Raw genomic sequence first — 15,097 nt, 5'->3', positions numbered from 1 at the left:
TGGCTGAATCGTTTGATCCCCCTTGTTATACTACAGTTATTATCTGTTAATCGTATTATATAACAGAAGAATTAAAAAGGGAACACTATTTTTCAAATAATTTAAAATTTTCATTCGACGAAAATAAAAAAGCTGTTGAGAAAGCCTCAACAGCAAGGTTTAAAGCATGTTTTATTTTTTAATTTTTTATTCCCACCGCAGAGATTGCGCCATTCCCTTTCCATTGAATTAATAAGGTACGGTCGCCATCCTGGCTTAGAAGAGCCGGATTAAGCAGCTCTTTCAATTGATTGGGATCAGTTATTTTCTTGGCAGGCATTGGAAAATCAGTTAATACCGCCTCTCCTGGCGCTTCCGACTTTTCATAAATATAATCCACCAGCATCCTGCGCCGCTCCGGCGTGTCAGTCGTTAAAATATAAGCTTCCGCCACTTGATCTGCCGAAGCAAATCCGCCATCCTTCCCTTTTTGGCGAATATAATTTATTGTTTGTTCCTGATCAAGATAAATCGGTACAGACATCATCTGTCCATCGGTAAACCAAACTTGCACTTCGCCAATATTTGAAAAATCATAGTCCGTAAAACGACGGGATTTTTCATTTATGACGTCATGTTTCATCGCCTGGATCATGGCCGCCATTTCTTTCTGATCAGTAATACGCATCTGACTTGTTCCGTTCCAATAATCAGCGACGGCTAAATAACTGATTTTTTCAGGTCGGGAGATGGCAAAAATCGAACTCGTTTTTCGTTTGAATTCTTCATTGTTTCTTAATTCCTGTGTCAGTTCATTTAATTGTTCCGTATCTACATAATACTGGCGTTCCATGCGGCTTCCGTCTTTTAGCTCATAAGCAATTCCTATTTGATGAGCCATTCGCTTGGAGGGCTCTCCGCTCTTAATCAATTGTTTATGAAGATCGATGCTTTGATGGACGGACTCTCTTTCTTCCATGTATCCTATCCTTTGTCTATCAACAGCAGCGGAGTTTGGAAGCTCGCCTGTATAAGACGGGTTGTAAAATGTATTGTCGCCGACATACACTTTCGCCACTTCGTTTTCCGCCGGAACCTTTTCTTCGTAGAAGCTGGTAAAAGTAGCAACTGGTATGAACAGAATAACTAAAGCAGCAACGTATAGAACAAAACCTTTCCACGGCCATATAAGCCGCAATGTTTTCTGCACGATCATTTGTAAAATCGTATATCCGGCCAATGCACCGATGATGTAGCCGAGCAGCGTCCAACCGAACGCCCCGTCAAGAAATTCCCCGAAGTATAACCCGCCAATGAGCATAGCAGCGAGCGTGAAGGAAAAAATAAACAGCCAGCGGAAAAACGGAAAAACAATCGGCTCATCCACGGCTTCTGCCGGCCTTGCTTTATAGACAATATAAGAAATGACAACCAGCAGGACGACAAGTCCGGTATACACCGTTAACTCCATTTCGCTGAATGGTTTTTCTACAATCATCGAGGCCCGGACTAAAAAAATCCCCTCGGACATCACTTTATTGATATAGGCTTCCGCAGCGAGTCCGTTAATAAAAAAGCGCGCATTGGCCACGAAGAGCATAATAAGCGCTCCCGGTAAAACGAAAATACCGTAAGCCATCACCCCCTGCAGCAGCGGTGATCCGATAAACAATCCAACAAACACAGTCACAACAAACATCAATAAGACGACTAACAATGAAATGCCCAACCAGCCTGCCACATCGCCTATCGTGTAAACGGACGGTTTGATCAATGGCCGCATAATTATTAAGACAAGTCCATTCAACACAATCGGGAGGACCAATGCCGTACCGCCGGCCATATACACATGTGTCAATAACGTTTCCCGCTTAAATGGTAGGCTGTGCATAAAGTCAGACGAGCCCTTTTTCGTCAGATAATTGGTCAAAATCAGTCCAGCAATGACGGGAAATATAATAAGAGTGATATATTGAATAGAATACGAAAAAGCAAGTAACCCATTTTCATAGTTCCCCTGAAAATAATATTCCAGCGTTTCTTCTCTCATAAAGATCATCCATATAAAGAGCGGCAGGACAACGAGCAGCGCAAGCATAAAAAAGATGCTCATCCATAATACGGAGCGGGTATGCTGCCGAAACAAGCCTTTATTAAACGATAAGATTCCGGATTTCATAGCCGACACTCCCCATTTCATACGTAAATATTTCTTCAAGCGTCAGCGGCAGAATGTCAAAGATCGCCGGTTCAAATGACTGTACATGCCGATAAATCTCTTCTTCCTGTCCGCGCACAATGCAAGTTAACACGCGCCCCCGCTTTTCATGATGCAATACGTTCATGCCGGCCAAAAACGACTGATCCGGCATTTGCCGAAACGCCACTTGTACTTTGCAAACGTCCGTCTTTAATTCTTCTAAATCACGCTCAAATAATAATCCGCCTTTGTGCATAACACCTACGCTGTCACAAAAGTCCTCCATTTCGCGCAAGTTATGAGAGGAAACAAGTACCGTCATTTCCCGCGCACTTACATCTTGAATAAGCAAATTTTTCACCTGTTGGCGCACGACCGGATCAAGGCCGTCAAACGGTTCATCAAGCACAAGCACATCTGGCATAACGGATAAAGTTAAAATAAATGCCGCCTGCCGCTGCATCCCTTTTGACATGCGGGAAAGTCTCAAATGAGGATTCAGGCTGAAGTGTTCATAAAGCTGCCGGAATCGTTCACCGCTCCAGCGTTTATATACAGCTTCATAAAATGAAGACACCTGCATGAGCGTTGCGTGTTGAAAGAAATACGGCTGATCAGGAATGAATAAAATTCTCTCTTTCGCTTCTGGTCTCTCGTATACTGATACTTCTTCCACCTTTGCCGTTCCTCTATCCGGTCGAATGATGCCCGTCATCATTTTCAACAAAGTGGTTTTTCCAGCTCCATTCGATCCGAGCAGTCCATAAATCGATCCTTTTTTCACATGAATGGATACATCTTTCACCGCATCATAGCTCCCAAACCGCTTCGACACTTTTTCAGCTATTATCATCTTCGCTCCCTCTTTCCGGTGCATCCATTTTTTCAATGAGACGGATCACATCTTCTTTCGTTACCCCTAAAAATAAAATCTCCCCAACAATCCGTTCAAGCTCTTTTTTCAGCACCATCATCCGCTCCCCGCTTATTTCTTTTTTCACAGGCGCGACAAAGCTCCCCTTGCCGGGAATGGAGTAAATGTACCCTTCCCGCTCAAGCTCACGGTACGCCTTTTGAATCGTGTTCGGATTAATCGTCAACTCTTGGGCAAGTGACCGGACTGACGGCAATTGTTCATCTTCTTTCCACACTTCACGAATAATGAGCTCTTTCAACTTGCCCATAAGCTGCTCATAAATTGGTATACGGCTCCTCGTATCAATCGTAAACATCGCTTCTCTTCCTTTCGGCAAACCGTATTAACTGTATTAATATATATAATACAGTTGATGAAAAATAGCAATCTTTTTTGTAAAAAAAAGAAAAACAGCTCTGGAATTCCTCCAAGCTGCTTTTCTCAAATTGTTTATTAATCGGACAACATCGTTAGTAAATATGCACTTCAGGTTCTTTACTATTGGCTTTCCTCACAATTAACGCTTCCGGTCCGCTGACGGAAGAAATCGTCACTTCTACCGGAATGTAAGCAGGAAAGTGATCCATAATCAATCCCGTGACAAATTGGGTAAATCCGATAGCTTCTGCTTTTCCGTAAAATTGAATCGGGATTTCAATTTTTAAATCAACTAATTCTTCGCCGTTGTAAAGCGCTTTTCCAACGACGCCATTGTAGTTTTTAAAATACTTTTCTACATCCTGCTTAAAGTTTAAAAAGTATGTCATGTCGTCCCGATGGTCTTTTTCTGCTTGTGCGGACGGGAACAAGTAATATTTCTCGTTCACTTTTTCCCAGCTGCCGATTGTGTCGTCATTGGCATCGAGGTGAGTGTATGCGATAAAGTTACCAGGTACGACCGAGTTTTGAGCTTCTTGCTTGAATAAAGCAATCGTGACAGGTACATCTTTCAGCCCTTTCGTCGTCCTCACTCTTTTTGCTACTTCTTCAGCTATTTTCTTACCTTCCCGCTCAACTTCTTCTGCAGAGATTTTATAATCGTATACCGCCCCGTACTTCTCTTTCGTGTAATAGTGCACGGAATTTAAGGCAAGGCCGATAACCGCTCCTGAAAGCTGCAGCGAGTTTTTATCTGTTTTCGTCAAGTAATTGTGTTCCATCACATGCGCTAAATAAATCGGGCTTTTTTCGTTGCGCTGTTCCGTTGATCCTTTTCCGCTGTCCACTGGATTCAAACCAAGATTTTCTTCCGGCTTTAACTTCTTCTCTTCCAGCTGTTCCGCTGTATATTTGCGTTTCAGCCAAGCTCTCACTGTGTCACCGTCGAGCATTTGTCCTTCTTGAAATAAATATTTTTCCGGAGAAAAATGATCTTGGGCAATTCTCATCAAGCCTGTTTCAAACTCGACGATGTCGTAGCGCGTATTTAAATTGGAGACGACCATCCCTCTCGCTTTTCCCGGTTTAAATGGCACAATTGTCCGGTAAAAGTTTTCGGAAATTTGATAGTTTGGGATAATTGCTTTTTCCTGTTTGCCATCCTCCTGAATCACTTCTTCTTTTTTCTCTAATTTCGGTACACACCCGCTAGCCAGTAGCATGGCAGCGAGTGCAGCGGAAAATACTTTTTTATTCAAACGAGCCACCTCTTACTTAATTAAGTTCGTCCAACAGCTTTTGTTCATCCCATACTTCGATGTTCAGCTGCACGGCTTTATCCAGCTTGGATCCCGCTTCTTCACCGGCAATGACAAGGTCCGTGTTTTTACTGACACTGCCTGCCACTTTTCCGCCGAGGGCTTCAATCCGTTCTTTCGCTTCATTGCGGGTCAACTGATGCAGTTTCCCCGTCAAGACGACTGTTTTTCCCGCAAAGAAAGAATCAGATGCGGCCACTGCCGCAAGCTTCGGCCCGTTATAAGCCATATTGACACCGGCAGCTTGCAGTTTGGCGATCAACTCACTCACTTCCGGCTGGTTAAAGTACGTCACGACTGCTTCTGCCATTTTATCGCCGATTTCATGAATGGATGTCAACTGTTCCAAATTGGCATCAGCGAGTGCTTCCATCGTTTCAAAATGCTGGGAGAGCGTTTTCGCAGCTTTTGCTCCGACGTGACGAATGCCAAGGCCAAATAACAGCTTCTCCAGTGAGTTAACTTTCGATGCTTCAATGGCATTCAATAAGTTGTCGGTCGATTTTTCACCCATCCGCTCAAGATGGAGAAGCTGCTCTTTCGTCAGACGATACAAGTCGGACACATCGTGTACAAGGCCGCTTCTATACAGCTGGGCAATCACTTTTTCACCCAGCCCGTCAATATTCATCGCGTTGCGGGAAACGAAGTGAATCATGCCTTCTCGAATTTGCGCCGGGCACTTTGGATTCATGCAGCGAAGCGCCACTTCCCCTTCGAGACGGATGAGTTCACTTTCACACTCCGGGCAGTGTGTCGGCATAGAAAACTCTTCTTCTTCCCCCGTTCGGCGCTCGGCAATGACATTCACTACTTCAGGAATAATATCGCCCGCTTTTTTAATGACGACAAAGTCACCGATTTTAATGTCTTTTTCCCGAATTAAGTCTTCGTTGTGAAGCGTCGCTCTTTGTACTGTTGTTCCCGCCACTTTCACCGGCTGCAAAAGAGCGGTCGGCGTGACAACGCCCGTCCGGCCGACGCTTAGCGTAATGCCTGTCAGCTTTGTCACCACTTCTTCGGCCGGAAATTTAAATGCGATAGCCCAGCGTGGACTCTTCGCCGTTGCCCCGAGTTCTTTTTGCTGCTCAAGTGAATCTACTTTAATAACGATGCCATCGATTTCATAAGGCAGCTTTGGCCGCTTGTCAGCCCAGCTGCCGACATAACTAATCACTTCATCGATCGTACGGCACACTTTTCGTTCTTTATTTGTTTTAAAGCTAAGCCGGTCTAACAATTCCAGACTTCCACTATGAGTAGTGATGCCGGTTTCTTCTGCTCCTGCTACTCCATATAAGAAAATATCCAAGTTGCGGGAAGCCGCAATGCGTGGGTCAAGCTGACGCAAAGACCCTGCCGCTGCATTGCGGGGATTGGCAAACGGTTCTTCTCCTTTTTCATCACGTGTCGCATTTAACGCGATAAATGATTGCTTCGGCATAAACGCTTCACCACGCACTTCCATCGTATATGGCTCTTTTATGCGCAGCGGAATGGAGCGGATCGTTTTTAAATTGGCGGAAATATCTTCGCCGACTGTGCCGTCTCCCCGTGTAGCCCCTTGAATAAATAAACCATTTTCATATTTTAACGAAACAGCCAGGCCGTCAATTTTTAGTTCGCACACATAGGAATAGCTGCCTTCATCCAGGGCCTGCTTTACCCGCCGGTCGAAATCACGCAAGTCTTCCTCATTAAATGCATTCGAGAGGCTCAGCATCGGCGCATCATGCCGTACTTTTTTAAACGTATCCAACACTTCGCCGCCGACGCGCTGAGTAGGCGAGTCTGGCGTTTGCAGCTCAGGGAACTTTTCTTCCAGCTGCAGCAGCTCCTGCGTTAAGCGGTCGTATTCAGAGTCAGGCACAGACGGCTGGTCTAGCACATAATACTCATAATTATATTGGTTTAATACATTATGCAGCTCCTGTACTCTTTTTTCAGCAGCTTGTGAATCCATGTTGTCCACTCCTTCATTTACGCTTTTTCAATCGGGGCAAACTTCGCCAGCAGACGTTTAATTCCGGTCGGGCTCGGGAATGCGATGTCCAGCTCAACACTGTCACCGCTTCCTTTAACGCTAACGACGGTGCCTGTCCCCCACTTTTTATGGCTCGCTTTGTCACCGACTTTCCAATCTGCCCCAGAGCCCGCTGTTTTGACCTGCGGACGCATGACCGGTCGCCGGGCCGGCTGGGTTTTCAACCCGAACGATGTATTGACCCTTTGACTCGCTGCCAAGTCATCTATTAAATCAGCCGGAATTTCACTAATAAAACGCGAAACAGGGTTCATGTTTGTCCGTCCGTACAAAGTACGCATTTGCGCATTTGTCAAATAAAGCTCTTCTTCCGCTCTAGTTATTCCGACATAGGCCAAACGCCTCTCTTCTTCCATTTCTCCTTCATCCATCAAGGAGCGGCTGTGCGGAAAGACGCCTTCTTCCATTCCCATTAAAAAGACGACTGGGAATTCCAGCCCTTTGGCAGAGTGAAGAGTCATCAGCACAACAGCATCTTGCACTTCTTCCTCTTTTCCAATTTGGTCAATATCCGCGACAAGGGCCAAATCTGTTAAAAAGGCGATTAAGCTTTTATCTTCGCTATTGTCTTCAAAGTTTTTCGTAACGGAAAGAAACTCTTCAATGTTTTCCAGCCTGCTTTGCGATTCGATCGTTTTCTCCGCTTTCAGCATGTCCCGGTAACCGGAACGCTCTAGTACTTCTTCCACTAATTCAGAAACGGATAAGTATTCCTGCTGCTGTGTATACGTTTCAATCAGCCGGCGGAAATCAATCGCCGTTTTCGCTGCTTTTCCACTCAGTCCAATAAAATCCGCTTCCGCGAGCGCTTCATACATCGTCAAGTCATTATCCTGGGCATACCGGGAAATTTTATCGAGTGACGTTGAGCCGAGCCCGCGCTTTGGCACGTTAATAACCCGCTGCAAGCTGATGTCATCCGCCGGATTCGCAATCAGCCGCAAATAAGCGAGCAAGTCTTTAATCTCTTTACGATCGTAGAACTTGATGCCGCCGACAATCGTATAATCGATGTTGGATTTCATTAATACTTCCTCAATCACACGGGACTGGGCGTTCGTACGGTATAAAATCGCCATCTCTGCCCGCTTACGCTTGCCGCTGTCCGCAAGTTCCTGTATTTTCCCCGCAACAAACTGCGCTTCTGTCTGCTGATTATCCCCGCGAAAATACGTAATATTGCGTCCATCTGCGTTTTCTGTCCACAAATTCTTCGGCTTTCTGTTCAAGTTATTTTGAATCACTTCATTGGCCGCCTGCAAAATCCGCTTCGTCGACCGATAATTCTGTTCCAGAAAAATCGCCTGTGACTGTGGATAATCTTTTTCAAAAGAAAGGATATTGGCAATGTCCGCTCCCCGCCAGCCATACACGGACTGGTCCGAGTCACCGACCACACACAAATTCTGAAAGCGGCTCGCCAAAAGCTTTACTAACATGTATTGAGCGCGATTTGTGTCCTGATACTCATCAACATGAATGTATTGAAATTTCCGTTGATAAAACTCGAGCACTTCCGGTACGCGCTGAAACAGTTGGATCGTGATCATAATTAAATCGTCAAAATCGAGTGCCTGGTTTTTTTTCAGCCGTTTTTGATATTCGGTGTACACTTCGCTGACAACTTGATCCATGTAGCTGCCTTGCTGTCTGCTGAATGTTTCCGGGTCAATGAGTTCGTTTTTAGCTGAGCTGATTGCCGCTAAGATGCCACGTGGGTCAAACTTTTTCGGATCAAGGTTTTTTTCTTTTAACACGCCTTTAATGACCGATTGCTGGTCTGTCGTATCTAAAATTGTAAAGTTGCGGTTGTAGCCGATCCGGTCGATATCTCTGCGCAAAATCCGTACACACATGGAATGGAACGTGGAAATCCAAATCTCTTCCGCTGCCCCGCCGAGCAGCCGGCCGATCCGGTCTTTCATCTCTCGCGCGGCCTTGTTTGTAAACGTGATCGCCAGAATGTTATACGGGTTGACGCCTTTTTCCACCATTAAATAAGCAATCCGGTGTGTCAGCACCCTTGTCTTCCCGGAGCCTGCCCCTGCCATGATGAGAAGCGGGCCTTCCGTTGTTTTTACAGCTTCCTGCTGTTCTGTATTCAAACCCGTCAATAGTTTTTCAGTTAAAAATTGCATATTTATTTCACCGCCTATTAGAACGTTCGTTCCTATTATATATGATTTTTTACCGCCGCTACTGTTTTAATTGCTTCTTCCAGATTTTCGTACACAGCGTTGCCAACGACTACTACATCAGCGTACGCAGCTATCTCTTTTGCCTCCTTTGGCGTAGAGATGCCGCCTCCGTAAATAAACGTTGTTTCTTCCAACGTTTGACGGACGGCTTTTACTGTATTTAAGTCGCCGTACGTTCCGCTGTATTCCAAATAGAATAAAGGCAGACGAAACATTTTTTCTGCCATCATGGCATAGGCAGTAACGTCTTCCAGCTGAAGCGGTCCTTTTGCTTCTGTCAGCTGAGCTGCTTTGCAATCTGGATTCGCTATGCAGTAGCCTTCTATATAAACCTCTTCCCAATCCATGAGCTCACCGTACTCTTTCACCGCCTGATGGTGCAGTCCAGTGACCCACTCTGTACTTCCGCTGTTTAGCACCATCGGAATAAAATATAAATCAAACCCCGGGGTGATGGACTCTATAGTGGATACTTCGAGCACGCACGGAACCGTATAACGACGGACACGCGCCATTAAATCAAGCACGTTTTCCAATGTTACTCCATCGCTGCCACCGATAATGACCGCATCCGTCCCTGACTCACAGACCCGCTCAAGCGACGAATCATCTATCTCTTTATTCGGATCTAACTTAAATACATGACGCCATTCACGCACATCATACATCTAACAAATTCCTCCATTCCTTTATCCATGCCTATTGCTTGATTCGCAACTTTTTGCACCTCACCATTATAACATTTGTTCTTCCACGCTAAAACAAAGGTCTGACCCCCGCCACATTAACGTATTAACGTGGCGGGGGTCAGACCCCATTTCTTTCTTATGATTGTTTTTCTTTCAAGCGGTCAAGGACGAGCTGGTACGCATCGTTGCCGTAGTTAAGACAGCGTTTAACACGTGAAATGGTAGCAGTGGAAGCGCCGGTGCCACTTTCGATTTTGTGATATGTTTTACCTTCTTTGAGCATACGCGCTACTTCCAGACGTTGGGCAAGAGACTGAATTTCGTTTACCGTGCAAAGATCATCGAAAAACAAGTAACATTCTTCTAAATCGCGGAGTGAAAGAACCGCTTCAAACAGCTGGTCCAGTTCTTTTCCGCGCAGCTTTTCAATTTGCATATTAAGCTTCAAACCCCTTTTTTAGTTATTTTCCAAAATCACCATTTTATCTAGCCCTTTAGAGGCGGGAATTATATTAATCCACGTTTTCCCCTGGACAAATCCCATTGGGGCGCCTTCTTTAAAAGGTAAAATTCGTCCATCCACATTCGACCACTCGGCTATGTGAACCGCTCCATTTTGAAGGAGATACGCATTTCCGCCTGAAGACAAGTCGATATCCAGCCGGCCTTTTCCATCCATGACGCGATGTTCAGCTTCGATAATTAACACGTTGGCTGCACTGACTGCTTCATTCGTCTCCCTGTCAAACTCCTGCTTTCCTCCGGTAAACCGCTCATAGCGTTTTTTGTCACGGTTGTATTTATACTCTACTTGAAAAGCGGCCTGACTGGAATAATTCACCTGTACGGACATTGCTTTTTGATCGGCTCCCTCTACAGCCTCCGACGGCTGTAAAAAGCTTAACCGATCCGGCATATTGTCAGTGCTGTATCCTTTTTCTTCCGCTTTCTTATACATTGCGTCGAAACTAATATAAGAATTGTGCGGAGCTTTGCGGGAAGGATCACGCTTAAAAATCGTGCCATCGTACTGGATGCCATTTAATTCATCCATCTCTCCGCTGAAAAGACGTTCCCGTGCTTCCGGGCTGTATCCGTGGGCCACAAAAAGACTGTCATACCCTTTTGCCAGTTCAATAAAATAGTCTCTCGCACTTCGGACGGGCCCCACTTTCTCAGGCTGTTCACTTTGATAAACAGCGAGAAATCTCGTTACATTTCCTTCAGTTAGTACTTCATACACAACATCTGCCGCAGTCAGGCCAGTTTGCGGGCGGGCTTGTGGATGATTGTTAATCACTACCGCAGTGGCACGCTGTGCAGGCCGCTCGTTTGTTTGTTTGCCTGTTAAAGGATAAGCGTAGCTTTGTTCTTTATTTTCTTTTGATACTTTTCGTCCGTTGTCTTCTTGTATGTTTTTCTCTTTATCTCCCCAACAGCCGCTCATGAGTATGGCGCCTGTCAACAAGGACAGCATCGTCAATTTTTTCATACGTAAACTCCCATATGCAATCTCTTTACTTTACTATTTTAACGCATTATAGTCGGAAAGAGTACCGTTTTCTTCATTACATCATACATTCCGTGTGACGTGATCCGAATATACGGCAAATGAGTAGAAGATAAAAATAAGAGTGTATAAAGAGGGTCATCATATTTATAGCCTCTTTCTGTCAGCAGCTCTTTCAATTTTGTTTCTTCCTCTATAATTGCTTCCATCGGCTTTGTCGACATCATTCCAGACAGAGCGAGCGGAATTTCATGGATCACTTCCCCACTTTCAGCCAGAACAAGTCCACCGCCTATTTCTTTCATCCGATTAAAAGCTCTCTCCATCTCCCGTTTACATTTTCCTATTAAAATAATGTCACCGCTATTGGAAAAAGAAGAAGCAAATCCCGCCACTTCTGACGCGAAACCTTTAATTGTTGTATTTACCCTCCATTTGCCGCAGCGGTCAAGCAATACTAAAAAGCTTTCATCATCCGCTGTGGAAATCTCTTCGCCAGACATATCTTTTTCAAGAGAATACGGTTTCGTAATCACGTTATTAACCATTTCAATCCCAAAAGGCATCGAGAATTGTAAATCGTCTTCTTCCAAATCAAAGTCCAGTTCAAGCGGACCAAAGCCAAACTTTTCCCATTCAATTTGCGGGAAAAGCGGGGTATCCTTCCCTTCTTTTTTCAGCCACTCGCCTTTTGAAAGGACAGAAAGAGGTGTCGGGTGCTGTTCATCCTTTAAAATATTAATATTGGCGAATCTTCCAGGAGCAATCATTCCATGCAAATTCTCGACCCGGTAATATTTCGCCACGTTATAACTGGCCATATGATAGGCGTCAATTGCAGGCACCCCATGTTCGATTGCTTTAGCAATCATCCAGTCTAGTATTCCTTTTTCATAAAACGAAGGAGAGGCACCGTCAGTCGTAAACATCATCATGTCGTATTGATTGATGCCCATTTCTTTCATTTCCCGGAGCAGCACTTCGAGGTCTGGACGAATGGAAGACTCACGAAGAGAGACCATGTATCCCGCCATCAACCTTTTGTAAATATCTTGCCCGCTCATCGCTTCATGATCACTATCCGCACCAAGCAAAGCCATTTTCGTTAGCGTCTTCTCAGAAGCTCCCGGAAAATGCCCTTCTATTCTTTTACGGAGGCGCTTCGTCTCCCGAATCCACTGGAGCATCATATCATCGCCTGCCAAAAGCTTCGGCCACCCAGTCAATTCTCCGCCCTGAATGACATCATAATGTTCCACCCACGACTTAACAGCAGCGTTAGAAAAAATTTCTTCTTCATTTGCCAGCTCTGTCTGAGGATCATAACGGCACCACCAGTACATATTGACCGGCAGCGAGCGAAATTCCTCCAATAAAGAAAACGCTTTCTTTTCTTCTAATAATAAAAGCAACATTAAGTTATCATTAATGAATGTGGTCGTTCCCGTCTTCGCTGCAAACTCTGCAAAACTCTGGGGATTATATAAAAGAAACGGATGTACATGAGGTTCTATATAACCCGGGACAAGTGTTTTCCCGCTGCAATCGTATATTTCACTTGAATTTTTCTTTTCAGGCATATCATTGCCGACGTACACGATACGGTCTTCATAAATCCAAATATTTGCAGTGACCCACTGTTTAAGCACAGAATGCAAAAAGCGGGCATTTTTCAATACAAGTGTCGGGGAAAGTTCGCCATCGACCACCGCTACATGCTCTCTTAGCTGTTTACTTTTCCATTGATGCCGCTGTTCTACCATTTATTTAAACACTCCTCCTGAAAGGAAGCTATCATCCCATATTTTAAATTATTGACATCTTAACATATTTTATAGTTTAAAGCACTAAAGAATGAAGATTTTTTTGAACAATATGTGAAAAGTTGCGCATACTATTTCGTATGATGATTCTTCTTACTTTATGAATACTCTTCCACGTCTTATCGCTTAAATTCTTTTATAAAAAAATATCCTTAGGAAGATTCCTAAGAATATTTTTTCGTTTTAGGGTTAATCAATAATTCTGCTTTTTCTGGATTGAAGCGGTGACCGCTCATATTCATACCTCCTACATATCAGTCCATCATTTAATTTCTAGTTAAGCGGCAGTTCAACAAAAAAACGATGATATGTTCCGTCTGTTTCCAGCCAAACTCTTCCGCCTTGCCGCTCCACCAAACCTTTGACAATGGCAAGTCCCAAACCATTTCCGCCTGATTGACGGCTCCGGGAAGAGTCAACGCGATAAAATCGTTCAAACAGCTGTGATCTCGCCTCAACAGGGATTTCTTGTCCTTTTCCCGCAACTTGCAAAATATAGCTATCCGCCTTTTTCTTTCCGTCTATCTGAATAGATGTTTTTTCAATCGCATACCGGATCGCGTTATCGATTAAGTTTCCTAAAACTTGCCTGATTATATCCTCCGCTATATACAAGTATGCCTCTTCCACACATAGTTCAACTTGAATATTTTGCTTTCGCAGCTTCATCTCATGCAAGTTAGTCATTTCTTTTGTTATTACTTTTATATTAAGGGGTTTATCCGGCTTTTCATGAACATAATTGTTCCATTCCTTCTCAGAAAGATGGTAAAGCTGTTCAATCATTTTTTTCAAGCGTTCCGCTTCCCGGTGTAAAGACATCATCAATTCACGATCAGGATCTATCACTCCGTTTTTTAATGCTTCCAAATAGCCGGTGATATTTGAAAGCGGTGTACGTACTTCATGAGCCAGGTCAGTAGTCATTTGATTGCGGAGATGCTCACTCCGCTTAATCTTTCTTATCAATCGGTTAAACTGATCTGTCAATTGTCCAACCTCATTATTTGCTGACACAGGAACAAGTTGAATCTCTTCTCCATCACTTACCCGCTCTGTAGCCTCCGAAAGAGCTTGAATAGGAATAACAATTCTTCTGATCCATATAAAGTGAATCATGACCGCTATGATGAAGGCAATAATGCTGGAGCGGATTAAATAATAATCCATCGTCTGATCAAAAAAAGTCTGTCGCTGAGACTCGACCATGCTCATTTCATTTGCCAGAAAACAAGCAAATTCTTTAACGGATACTCCGGCAATTCCGATCACTATGGCTATTACTACCACATTTGCCGCGGTCAATTCCCAGAAAATCCTTGTTTCCCATACCTTATGAGGGCGTTTCCTATTCAGTGACAAATTTATATCCCACTCCTCTTACAGTTTGAATCATGATTGGAGAGTCTTCCTCTTGTTTAATCTTTTCTCGAATATTTTTCACATGTACATCAATCGTTCGCTCGAGAACATTCTTCTCATGCAATGGATAAAGTGTCTGAATGAGCTGATCCCTTGAGAGGACTTGATTTGGATGGAGCATAAATTCTTTTAAAATGACAAATTCCGAAGCGGTTAAATAGATCTGCTCAGAATGGTTCCAAATCTCATGCTTGTTTGGCTTTAATGTAAGATGTCCAATTTGCACTTTTTGACAATGATGAACGGCTCTTCTAAGCACCGTTTCTACCCGTGCAACCAGCTCATCAGGGCTGAACGGTTTAGTGATGTAATCATCCGCTCCCATTTTCAAACCATTAATACGGTCTTGTTCATGTATTTTGGCGGTGACCATAATAATGGGGACATCGCTTTGGCAATCTTCGCGAATATATCGGCACACAGCTTCCCCTGACATTTCTGGCAGCATTAAATCCAAAATAACGAAGCAGGGAGATGTCTGCTGAAACAACTCCATTGCTTCTTTTCCCGTTGAGGCAGCAACAACATCAAACCCTGCTTTTTCTAAATAAATTATGATTAACTTTTGCAACATTTGATCATCTTCTACGACCAGCATTGTTTTTGACATAGTTTCTCG

At 44.0% G+C, this 15,097-nt stretch carries 12 protein-coding genes; all 12 read right to left on the bottom strand.

Features of this window, described 5'->3' with window-relative positions; all coding sequences use genetic code 11:
• Positions 1-178: 178 nt before the first annotated feature.
• The 12 genes from F9802_RS14265 to F9802_RS14210 all read right to left on the bottom strand — a co-directional run bounded on the left by F9802_RS14265 (position 179) and on the right by F9802_RS14210 (position 15,088).
• The gene (locus F9802_RS14265; protein WP_152153112.1) at positions 179-2,158 is read right to left on the bottom strand and encodes a hypothetical protein; all 1,980 of its coding nucleotides are present in this window, start codon (positions 2,156-2,158) and stop codon (positions 179-181) included.
• Positions 2,133-3,032: an ABC transporter ATP-binding protein gene (locus F9802_RS14260; RefSeq protein WP_152153110.1), complete on the bottom strand. Its 900-nt coding sequence runs from the start codon at positions 3,030-3,032 to the stop codon at positions 2,133-2,135. Before F9802_RS14260 ends, F9802_RS14265 begins: the two co-directional genes overlap by 26 nt.
• A complete protein-coding gene (locus tag F9802_RS14255) occupies positions 3,019-3,411 on the bottom strand; it encodes a GntR family transcriptional regulator (protein WP_152153108.1) in 393 nt (130 codons plus the stop codon). The genes F9802_RS14260 and F9802_RS14255 overlap by 14 nt, the downstream gene beginning before the upstream one ends.
• A 154-nt stretch (positions 3,412-3,565) precedes the next feature.
• Positions 3,566-4,696, bottom strand: a complete 1,131-nt coding sequence (locus tag F9802_RS14250) for a CamS family sex pheromone protein (RefSeq protein WP_152153410.1) — start codon at positions 4,694-4,696, stop codon at positions 3,566-3,568.
• A gap of 52 nt (positions 4,697-4,748) precedes the next feature.
• Positions 4,749-6,755: an NAD-dependent DNA ligase LigA gene (ligA, locus tag F9802_RS14245; protein ID WP_152153106.1), complete on the bottom strand. Its 2,007-nt coding sequence runs from the start codon at positions 6,753-6,755 to the stop codon at positions 4,749-4,751.
• Positions 6,756-6,772: 17 nt separating this feature from the next.
• Entirely contained in the window at positions 6,773-8,974 is a 2,202-nt protein-coding gene (gene pcrA / locus F9802_RS14240) for a DNA helicase PcrA (protein WP_152153104.1), read from the bottom strand.
• A 35-nt stretch (positions 8,975-9,009) separates the two neighbouring features.
• Entirely contained in the window at positions 9,010-9,702 is a 693-nt protein-coding gene (locus F9802_RS14235) for a heptaprenylglyceryl phosphate synthase (RefSeq protein WP_152153102.1), read from the bottom strand.
• Between the two features lie 157 nt (positions 9,703-9,859).
• The gene (locus tag F9802_RS14230) at positions 9,860-10,159 is read right to left on the bottom strand and encodes a YerC/YecD family TrpR-related protein (protein WP_152153408.1); all 300 of its coding nucleotides are present in this window, start codon (positions 10,157-10,159) and stop codon (positions 9,860-9,862) included.
• A 21-nt stretch (positions 10,160-10,180) separates the two neighbouring features.
• A complete protein-coding gene (locus F9802_RS14225) occupies positions 10,181-11,215 on the bottom strand; it encodes a DUF3048 domain-containing protein (protein WP_152153100.1) in 1,035 nt (344 codons plus the stop codon).
• A gap of 38 nt (positions 11,216-11,253) precedes the next feature.
• A complete protein-coding gene (locus tag F9802_RS14220) occupies positions 11,254-12,996 on the bottom strand; it encodes an adenine deaminase C-terminal domain-containing protein (protein ID WP_152153098.1) in 1,743 nt (580 codons plus the stop codon).
• 333 nt (positions 12,997-13,329) lie between these two features.
• Complete coding sequence (locus F9802_RS14215; protein ID WP_152153096.1) at positions 13,330-14,361, bottom strand: sensor histidine kinase; 1,032 nt, start codon at positions 14,359-14,361, stop codon at positions 13,330-13,332.
• A gap of 43 nt (positions 14,362-14,404) precedes the next feature.
• Positions 14,405-15,088, bottom strand: a complete 684-nt coding sequence (locus tag F9802_RS14210) for a response regulator transcription factor (RefSeq protein WP_152153094.1) — start codon at positions 15,086-15,088, stop codon at positions 14,405-14,407.
• Positions 15,089-15,097: the final 9 nt, after the last annotated feature.

Origin of the sequence: Bacillus aerolatus (assembly GCF_009183655.1) — a bacterium.
Classification (GTDB): Bacteria; Bacillota; Bacilli; order Bacillales; family Domibacillaceae; genus Pseudobacillus; species Pseudobacillus aerolatus.
The sequence above is the reverse complement of the archived record's forward strand: the minus strand, read 5'-3'. Positions and strand labels throughout refer to the sequence as shown.

Excerpts from the sequence above, each read along its gene's own strand:
- F9802_RS14255 (WP_152153108.1), bottom strand. The coding sequence starts at position 3,411 with ATGTTTACGATTGATACGAGGAGCCGTATACCAATTTATGAGCAGCTT.
- F9802_RS14235 (WP_152153102.1), bottom strand. The coding sequence starts at position 9,702 with ATGTATGATGTGCGTGAATGGCGTCATGTATTTAAGTTAGATCCGAAT.
- F9802_RS14210 (WP_152153094.1), bottom strand. The coding sequence starts at position 15,088 with ATGTCAAAAACAATGCTGGTCGTAGAAGATGATCAAATGTTGCAAAAG.
- pcrA (WP_152153104.1), bottom strand. The coding sequence starts at position 8,974 with ATGCAATTTTTAACTGAAAAACTATTGACGGGTTTGAATACAGAACAG.
- F9802_RS14230 (WP_152153408.1), bottom strand. The coding sequence starts at position 10,159 with ATGCAAATTGAAAAGCTGCGCGGAAAAGAACTGGACCAGCTGTTTGAA.
- F9802_RS14220 (WP_152153098.1), bottom strand. The coding sequence starts at position 12,996 with ATGGTAGAACAGCGGCATCAATGGAAAAGTAAACAGCTAAGAGAGCAT.
- F9802_RS14260 (WP_152153110.1), bottom strand. The coding sequence starts at position 3,032 with ATGATAATAGCTGAAAAAGTGTCGAAGCGGTTTGGGAGCTATGATGCG.
- F9802_RS14265 (WP_152153112.1), bottom strand. The coding sequence starts at position 2,158 with ATGAAATCCGGAATCTTATCGTTTAATAAAGGCTTGTTTCGGCAGCAT.
- F9802_RS14225 (WP_152153100.1), bottom strand. The coding sequence starts at position 11,215 with ATGAAAAAATTGACGATGCTGTCCTTGTTGACAGGCGCCATACTCATG.
- F9802_RS14250 (WP_152153410.1), bottom strand. The coding sequence starts at position 4,696 with ATGCTACTGGCTAGCGGGTGTGTACCGAAATTAGAGAAAAAAGAAGAA.
- ligA (WP_152153106.1), bottom strand. The coding sequence starts at position 6,755 with ATGGATTCACAAGCTGCTGAAAAAAGAGTACAGGAGCTGCATAATGTA.